This window comes from Acinetobacter sp. MF4640 (assembly GCF_002018895.1).
Classification (GTDB): domain Bacteria; phylum Pseudomonadota; class Gammaproteobacteria; order Pseudomonadales; family Moraxellaceae; genus Acinetobacter; species Acinetobacter johnsonii.
Window position 1 is genome coordinate 47,730 of record NZ_MVOM01000025.1, and the last position, 6,765, is coordinate 54,494.

General features: G+C 41.2%; 12 protein-coding genes. 8 read left to right on the forward strand and 4 right to left on the reverse strand.

Features of this window, described 5'->3' with window-relative positions; translation table 11 throughout:
• Nucleotides 1-55: 55 nt before the first annotated feature.
• From MF4640_RS09920 to MF4640_RS09935, 4 genes are all read right to left on the reverse strand, one after another.
• Nucleotides 56-856, reverse strand: coding sequence for a DUF2303 family protein (locus MF4640_RS09920; protein WP_078389458.1), 801 nt, complete (start codon nt 854-856; stop codon nt 56-58).
• Between the two features lie 49 nt (nt 857-905).
• On the reverse strand, nt 906-1,238 hold the full coding sequence (locus MF4640_RS09925) for a hypothetical protein (RefSeq protein ID WP_062034566.1): 333 nt from the start codon (nt 1,236-1,238) through the stop codon (nt 906-908).
• A 303-nt stretch (nt 1,239-1,541) separates the two neighbouring features.
• The gene (locus MF4640_RS09930; protein WP_078389459.1) at nt 1,542-2,048 is read right to left on the reverse strand and encodes a hypothetical protein; all 507 of its coding nucleotides are present in this window, start codon (nt 2,046-2,048) and stop codon (nt 1,542-1,544) included.
• A 16-nt stretch (nt 2,049-2,064) separates the two neighbouring features.
• The gene (locus tag MF4640_RS09935) at nt 2,065-2,757 is read right to left on the reverse strand and encodes a LexA family protein (RefSeq protein WP_078389460.1); all 693 of its coding nucleotides are present in this window, start codon (nt 2,755-2,757) and stop codon (nt 2,065-2,067) included.
• Between the two features lie 127 nt (nt 2,758-2,884).
• Between MF4640_RS09935 and MF4640_RS09940 the strand changes: the two genes are divergently transcribed.
• From MF4640_RS09940 to MF4640_RS09975, 8 genes are read left to right on the forward strand one after another with little or no spacing between them, the layout of a single operon-like run.
• Entirely contained in the window at nt 2,885-3,061 is a 177-nt protein-coding gene (locus MF4640_RS09940) for a Cro/CI family transcriptional regulator (protein ID WP_078389461.1), read from the forward strand.
• Between the two features lie 8 nt (nt 3,062-3,069).
• Nucleotides 3,070-3,345, forward strand: coding sequence for a hypothetical protein (locus MF4640_RS09945; protein ID WP_078389462.1), 276 nt, complete (start codon nt 3,070-3,072; stop codon nt 3,343-3,345).
• Between the two features lie 45 nt (nt 3,346-3,390).
• Entirely contained in the window at nt 3,391-4,122 is a 732-nt protein-coding gene (locus MF4640_RS09950; RefSeq protein WP_078389463.1) for a phage antirepressor KilAC domain-containing protein, read from the forward strand.
• On the forward strand, nt 4,119-4,961 hold the full coding sequence (locus MF4640_RS09955) for a replication protein (RefSeq protein ID WP_078389464.1): 843 nt from the start codon (nt 4,119-4,121) through the stop codon (nt 4,959-4,961). The genes MF4640_RS09950 and MF4640_RS09955 overlap by 4 nt, the downstream gene beginning before the upstream one ends.
• The gene (locus MF4640_RS09960) at nt 4,958-5,566 is read left to right on the forward strand and encodes a restriction endonuclease (RefSeq protein WP_078389465.1); all 609 of its coding nucleotides are present in this window, start codon (nt 4,958-4,960) and stop codon (nt 5,564-5,566) included. The genes MF4640_RS09955 and MF4640_RS09960 overlap by 4 nt, the downstream gene beginning before the upstream one ends.
• The gene (locus MF4640_RS09965; protein WP_078389466.1) at nt 5,563-6,051 is read left to right on the forward strand and encodes a hypothetical protein; all 489 of its coding nucleotides are present in this window, start codon (nt 5,563-5,565) and stop codon (nt 6,049-6,051) included. Before MF4640_RS09960 ends, MF4640_RS09965 begins: the two co-directional genes overlap by 4 nt.
• Entirely contained in the window at nt 6,048-6,344 is a 297-nt protein-coding gene (locus tag MF4640_RS09970; RefSeq protein WP_227518641.1) for a hypothetical protein, read from the forward strand. The genes MF4640_RS09965 and MF4640_RS09970 overlap by 4 nt, the downstream gene beginning before the upstream one ends.
• Nucleotides 6,345-6,347: 3 nt before the next feature.
• Nucleotides 6,348-6,710, forward strand: coding sequence for a hypothetical protein (locus MF4640_RS09975; protein ID WP_078389467.1), 363 nt, complete (start codon nt 6,348-6,350; stop codon nt 6,708-6,710).
• Nucleotides 6,711-6,765: the final 55 nt, after the last annotated feature.

Here is a 6,765-nt window from a genome sequence, read left to right on the forward strand (position 1 = left end):
TTACAAAGAGCCCTGATCGCCGTGCAAAGTAATCAGGGCTTTTTAATGTCTAAAATTAAGCTGTGAATGTTCCAATACGAACAGGGTTGTCAGGCAGTAATTCAATTACTTTGGCTTTAAAGTCTTGAATGATTTCGTCTAGCAATAATTCTTCTTTCACGATCTGAATTGAGAATACTGGCTTATCGTCATTTGTGTTGATGACTAGACGCAGAACAATAAGACGCTCATCTAAACCAAAATAAGCAGAGTCACGGATCTTGAAATATGCAGGCGTAAATTCTTCTTTAGAACGAGCTTCAACTTGGTCAAAGCGAGAGCGACTTTCAGACATATTGCCAACTGAGTTATCAACACTAACCGTCGCATCAATTTTCATATTGCGGACAGCCGCCAATGCTTGTGCGCCGCCAATCACATTACCTGCAGCATCAGTAATTTCTAAAACACTTACCCAGTCTTCCAAGAAGACAGCAAAATCACGCTGAGAAAGTTTGCGGTCTTTAAGTGCATTCAACTTTGACCAAACAACAGTTGGTTCTAGTTGTAAGATGGCTTTGTGGTCGCAATGGCCTTGTTCATATACACCATCTGAATAATTCAAAATGCATGTGGCTGTAACATTTTTATGATCAACAAAGACAGGTGCATCGCCGAACTGACCGTCAATAACAAATGATTTGAAGTCTGCCATTGTTGGGGTTTTTAAAACACCACGTGCACGCTCACGACCACCTTGGAAAATTTCTAAATCTTGAATTTTATAATCTTCATGTACCGCAACTAAATCACCACGAGCTACATCTTTAACTGGGTTTGCAAGTACCGCGATTGCATTTGCTTCTGTATTTTCCATTTGGAACATTCCTATTGAGGGTTAAAAATTAAAGGTTTTGTGTTGTTGGTTAAGCTTTTTCGAATTCGTTAAACAATTGTTTTGTGTGATTGGCGAAGATAGTCACGCTGCCATCGTTGTTTAAATACATAGGTGTTTCAGAGGTTGTGTCTTCTGAGCGTTTGCCTTTGGCAGTAGGTTCTACATAGGCAAGTGTGTGCGAGATATTCACTTGGTTCGATTCACCAATACGTGCAATATCGATGGTTACTTTGACTTGGCCTTTTTTGCCGTTTGCTACAACGCCTTGAGCTACTTCTGAAATAGCGATACCAAGTTGTTGCGAGAAATTACCGCCTGAGAGGTCGGCAACGAATTGAGGTGCATCTGTTTGTTTTGTCATTTTGGTTTACTCACATTGGGTTGGTGTGTGAGTAAAGATTACTTGACAATAATTATAGTGTAAAGCGTTATTTACATTTTAATGTAAATTAAACTCTACAATATGCTTTAATAGACAAAAGAAAACCCACCGCAGGGGTGGGTTGAATGTAGTTTGTTATGAGTGGCAGTAAAGGTATTTTTATGGGTACATTTAGTAATTTATGCTTCCATTTAAACGGTGAGCATCCTGGTATTTATACTGAGCTAGATATAAATTCTGACGTGTTTTTACTTAGTGGGGGGAATATGTTGCTCAAGTTTATTAGAAAGAGCCCAACCACGTTCCAATTAGAACAACTGCTGCCGGCAGATTATCAACACACTCATCCAGTAATTTTGTGGTCAGGTGTTTTATGGACTCGGCAGGAAGCTCTTCGAGTGCATCAATCATTGATTTCTTATTCTCAGGAGTTAATTCAGACTGGTTAATTTTTGTTGCTAGAATTGCTCTAAGCGTTTCGGTCTCAAACCTAACTGTAACCACATTAAGTATGGCGCCTAAACCACCATCATCCGCTAACAGATCTAAACCTTTATTTGTTATAGTAATTGACTGTATAAAGTAATCACCTTCAAGAGTGGTATCAAATGATCCACTCTTTATTAGACCATACTCCTCAAGATATTTTAAATTTGCAAAAAGCTTCCGATTTGTTCCTTCACTAGATGTTTCCATGTCATCTGGAAAATCATTGTCATCTATGGAATCGGGATAATGCTCTGAGGAAAGTCGCAAAATTTCATATTGTAATTGTCTATCAAGATGCATGTTTAAGTATTTCCTTTTAAATTTTTCTATATAAACCAACAACTTTACCAACTAATCGGCAGTCTTCACTAAGCTTTATAATTTGCTCTGGCCAATTTGGGTTTAATGGCTGTAAATACTTATTATCACCTTCAATAATTAATTTCTTAAAAGTTGCTTCAGTTTCTCCATAGCAAGCAATGATGACTAGATCGCCAGTTTGCAAATCAAAAGTTTGTACCTCTGGATTCACATAAATACGGTCATCTGGAAGAAAGTAAGGTGACATTGACATGCCAGTAACTTTTAAGCCGTAACCACTTTTTCCACAGTCTTTATTTGGTGGAAGCCATTCATCAATTTCAGTGTCTTTTAAAACGGTCTCAATTGAAGAAAGTGAGCCTGCCGCAACCCATGAAATAACAGGAATAGGGCGACCCTCTAAGGGGATTTTTTTTGATAGGTCAATGTTGTTATCTAGAGAAGTTGGGTCATTTAATAGCATTGGTGCTCGCTCACCAGCAAGCCATAAAGGGTTCACACCCATAAACTCAGAAACTCTTAACAGTTTAGAGCCCTCGAGTTCCTTTGTTGGGCCGTTAATCCAAAGACCAACATTTGCGCGAGTCACCTCTGCAAATCTTGCTAAATCAGTATTTTTAAATCGTTTGCCAGTGCTTTTTTCAAAATTTTTTATAGCTAAAGACATTCGCTCTTGAAGTGTGCTCATAACTAAATCTCATGGCTAATGCCATATTAAGAATGTAAAGAAAGCTTAACTTTTCATATGTAAAGCTTGCTAATCAAAATAAGGTCAAGTATTCTTGACAAAATAAAGTTTTATTTACGGATCTATTATGCGAATTGAGATGAAGAAGGCCGATGTATTAGCACGGTTCAATGCGCCCAAAATCGCAAAAATCTTAAAAATTACACGCCAAGCTGTTTACCAGTGGGGTGACTCAGTTCCAGAGGCTGCTGCTTTTAAACTGGCAGAAATCGAACCGACTTTACCGCATAAAAAAATTACATAGGAACAACCATGAGCCTTGAAAAGAAATCTACACATGTCCGCTTGTCTCCTGAAAACCATGAACGAGCAAAAGTTTTATCTGAAATCAAAGGCAAAGATCTTGCCCAATATATGGCTTACCTACTTGAGAAAGAAATTGCAGGTGAGTGGCATGTACTTAATTTACAAGCAAAATCATTTGAGCGCTTGGGAGTATCAGCTTTGTTGCGGGATTTAAGCACCGAAGTCGAATTTCGTGAGGGACCAGATGGGACTCACAGGGATTTAGAAAGTAAAAAAGCCTGATCTTGGGGATCAGGCTTTTGTATTCAATTCAGAGGGTAAATCTTTATGAATATGCCAATAAGTATACCACAAGCAATTACAGGTTCAATCAATCACATTGAAATTGCTCAGATTGTTCATACAGAACCGCGCAATGTGAAGCTTTCTATTGAGCGATTAGCCCAAAAAGACGTAATTCAACTACCGCCAATGGCGAAAGTTGAAAACAAACAGTCACTTAGCCCTAATCGCTTCTCTGATGCATACGTTTTTAGCGGTGAGCAAGGGAAATTAGACAGCATTACCGTGGTTGCACAGCTTTGCCCTCAATTCACGGCGCTCCTGGTAAAGCGTTGGTATGAGTTGGAAAGCCAAGCTGCAAAGCCTGTTGAACTCAGTCGAATGGATCTAATTCAATTGGCCTTAGCTGCTGAACAAGAAAACCAAGCGCTTAAGGACCATGTCGCCGTGCTAGAGCCTAAGGCACAGGTGATGGATGTGATTGCAGACACGGTAAACACATATTCAATCCGTGATTCAGCAAAGACCATCGGCATTCAAGAATCAAAGCTCATTGACTTCATGTTGAAGAAGCGCTGGGTATTTAGAGAAAACAGCCGTCACCGACGGTTATGTGCATATGCACAACGAGTAGAGCAAAAGGTAATGGTAAACAAGGTTTCACAGGTGATTGCATGTGTAGAGGGTGACAAGGTTTACACCCAAGCACGCATTACAGCCTTTGGATTAACAAGATTAACGGCACTCGTTGCTGCTGCGGGGTTATTAAACAAATGAGTCAATTCACTCCTAACAGCTTTCAGGTACCTAACGCCTTTGTAGACGATGTTCTTTGTCAAATTGGGGATGTTGCAGCAAAGCTGTATTTGATCATCTGTCGTAAGACACGTGGCTGGTACAAAGAGCATGATTCGATTTCTCTAAGCCAGTTCCAAAAGATGACAGGCAAGAGCCGTCCTACAGTCACAAAAGCAATTGCTGAACTCATTCAAGTAGGTTTGGTAATTGAGTGCGGATCAACCATCCATGGCAATACTTTTAAGCTGAATGACGAATGTGTTGTTGGTTGGAAAATGTCTTTCCCTAGTAAAAATTCTTTACTACCTGAAGGCACTAGTAAAAAATCTTTACTAGTAAAGAAATTTAACTACGCTAGTAAAGAATCTTTACCACCACTAGTAAAAATTCTTTACACACAAAAGACACTATCAAAAGACACTCTACAAAATAAAAAAATAAATAAAAAAAGTAAGAGTGTTCCTGAACAACCTAAGGCTGAAAAACCAAAAGCGGAAAAGCAAAATCAATTCGATCCAAAATCGGTTGAGTTACCAGCGAATGTAAATCGTGATTTGTGGGTTCAGTTTGTTGACATGCGCAACAGCATCAAAAAACCACTGACTGAAAACGCCGTGAAGTTGCTGATCAACAAATTAATTGGTTTTGGTGTAGGGGCAAATCAATCCTTGGAGTCTTCGATCATCGGTAGCTACCAAAGCGTATACCCACCGAAGAATACACAAGCACCAGTTCAACAACCTTTGGAACGCCGTCGTTTTGGCAGCCAAGCAAATCAACCAGCGCCAATGCGTGATGTTCAAGGAGAGTGCGCATGAGCAATATCCAATTATTTGAGCAAGCATTTGCGATTGATTTCCCAGTTGAAGTAGCGGACATGGTTCTTCAGCGCATGAGTGATCTTTACGGATCAGCATTCACGAAAAACTTTGAGGTTTATGCGGATGAAGAACTTCGCCAATTGGCCTGCACAGTCCTAAATGGCCTAACCCCAGCAGATATCGCACGTGGTTTAGCGCGCATGAACTCTGAGGAGTGGTGCCCGAAGAATTTACCGACATTCCGCAGCTGGTGTGAACAGGGCGGTGATTGGTGGACGGCTGATATGGCGTGGGCAAAGGCTATGCAGTTTGAATCAGATCCACAAACGAAGATCACAACGCTGACCAAGCGTGTACTTGATGAAGTTCGCCATGTGTTGAGCGCAGAGGGGCAAAAATCGGCTCACTTCGCTTTCAAAGATATTTATATGGATTACCTACGCCGTGCTAAGGCGAGTGGCAAGACTCAAGAAATGTGGGTGAAGCCTAAGGCTCTAAAGCAGCTTGATAACCATGAGCGAAACCGTACAGGTGTTCCTTGCCCGCCTGAATTGGCAGCAAGAATAGGGAAGACGTTTAATCGTGTTGAGGGTGAAGCGTGAACAAAGAAGAATTTCAAGCTCGAATTACAGCAGCTCAAGCGGGTAAAAACACCACATTTTCGGAACTAGAGAAAAAGAAGACCCTGCGTGAACAGCTTGAGAGTGATTTGGAGTTGTTTTTAACGTGTGGCGGTGAAGTGAATGAATTGCCTCAAGGTTTCTCTGGTGAGCTTCATAAGGGGTGGAACAACGGACAACCAAAACCCCAAAAGACCATGCATGAAATTATGGCAGGCGCTGTATCAGAAACTCATAAGAAGCGTGCTCGACAAAAGGAGGATCAGGCAACGCTTGCAGAGATTAAGGCTTTGGATCGGTGGTGCAAAGAACGCAAGGGCCGTGGTGGCGATCTATGTCGAGAGTTGAAAGTAGCTCATTCATTTATATCGCAAATAACCCAACAAAATAGACCATGCTCAAAAGAGCGTTATGAGCAAATTAAGTTAGCAATGAAAGCGATTGAACAACGGGAGAGAGTGGCGTGAACTTAATCGAAAAATATGGTGTAGATGCTCAAGGCTTGGTGCAGCGCTATGGTGGCATAGAAAAGTGTCGTGAGATCGTGGAAAAAGCTCCAGAAGGTGCGGAGTGCTACTCGTGGCGTTTGGGGGATTCTGGCGTTAGAGACAACACGGTTTACTTGGATGATCTGAGAGCAGCCATCGCTGACCACGACCGAACCGACCATGTAACAGATATTCGCAATCACATTAGCCCCAATACGAGAGTTTCGGAGGCGCATGTGAATGAAGCATATAAATTAAATAGATTGGGGTGAGCAATGAAAGCAGGCGACCGCGTAAAAGTAGATTTTATTGGTGAATCAGCAACGATTTACTCAGGCAAACGCTTCACTGGATACGGTGTGTTAGACCGAGTTGAAGATGGTCGTGTGTATGGGCGTTTGGATGATGGAACGCCGTTTAGTTGCTTTACTGGTGATGTGGAGGTTATCCAATTAGTAGATCGTACTGAAGAATTTGAAGCATTTTTTACAGCACAACCATTCTTTAAAAACTTGAGATTTATACACGGCGATAAGCTCTTTGATTTTGACAAGGGCATCGGGTATCGCAATTTAACCGTTCAAGTTGGCTATGTGTGTTTTTGCAAAGGTGATGGGGAGTTTGTATTGAATGACTAAGTATCTCATTGGCATCGATACAGGTGTGAACACAGGCTACGCCGTGGCAGAAGAC

Excerpts from the sequence above, each read along its gene's own strand:
- MF4640_RS09920 (WP_078389458.1), bottom strand. The coding sequence starts at position 856 with ATGGAAAATACAGAAGCAAATGCAATCGCGGTACTTGCAAACCCAGTT.
- MF4640_RS09925 (WP_062034566.1), bottom strand. The coding sequence starts at position 1,238 with ATGACAAAACAAACAGATGCACCTCAATTCGTTGCCGACCTCTCAGGC.
- MF4640_RS09930 (WP_078389459.1), bottom strand. The coding sequence starts at position 2,048 with ATGCATCTTGATAGACAATTACAATATGAAATTTTGCGACTTTCCTCA.
- MF4640_RS09935 (WP_078389460.1), bottom strand. The coding sequence starts at position 2,757 with ATGAGCACACTTCAAGAGCGAATGTCTTTAGCTATAAAAAATTTTGAA.
- MF4640_RS09940 (WP_078389461.1), top strand. The coding sequence starts at position 2,885 with ATGCGAATTGAGATGAAGAAGGCCGATGTATTAGCACGGTTCAATGCG.
- MF4640_RS09945 (WP_078389462.1), top strand. The coding sequence starts at position 3,070 with ATGAGCCTTGAAAAGAAATCTACACATGTCCGCTTGTCTCCTGAAAAC.
- MF4640_RS09950 (WP_078389463.1), top strand. The coding sequence starts at position 3,391 with ATGAATATGCCAATAAGTATACCACAAGCAATTACAGGTTCAATCAAT.
- MF4640_RS09955 (WP_078389464.1), top strand. The coding sequence starts at position 4,119 with ATGAGTCAATTCACTCCTAACAGCTTTCAGGTACCTAACGCCTTTGTA.
- MF4640_RS09960 (WP_078389465.1), top strand. The coding sequence starts at position 4,958 with ATGAGCAATATCCAATTATTTGAGCAAGCATTTGCGATTGATTTCCCA.
- MF4640_RS09975 (WP_078389467.1), top strand. The coding sequence starts at position 6,348 with ATGAAAGCAGGCGACCGCGTAAAAGTAGATTTTATTGGTGAATCAGCA.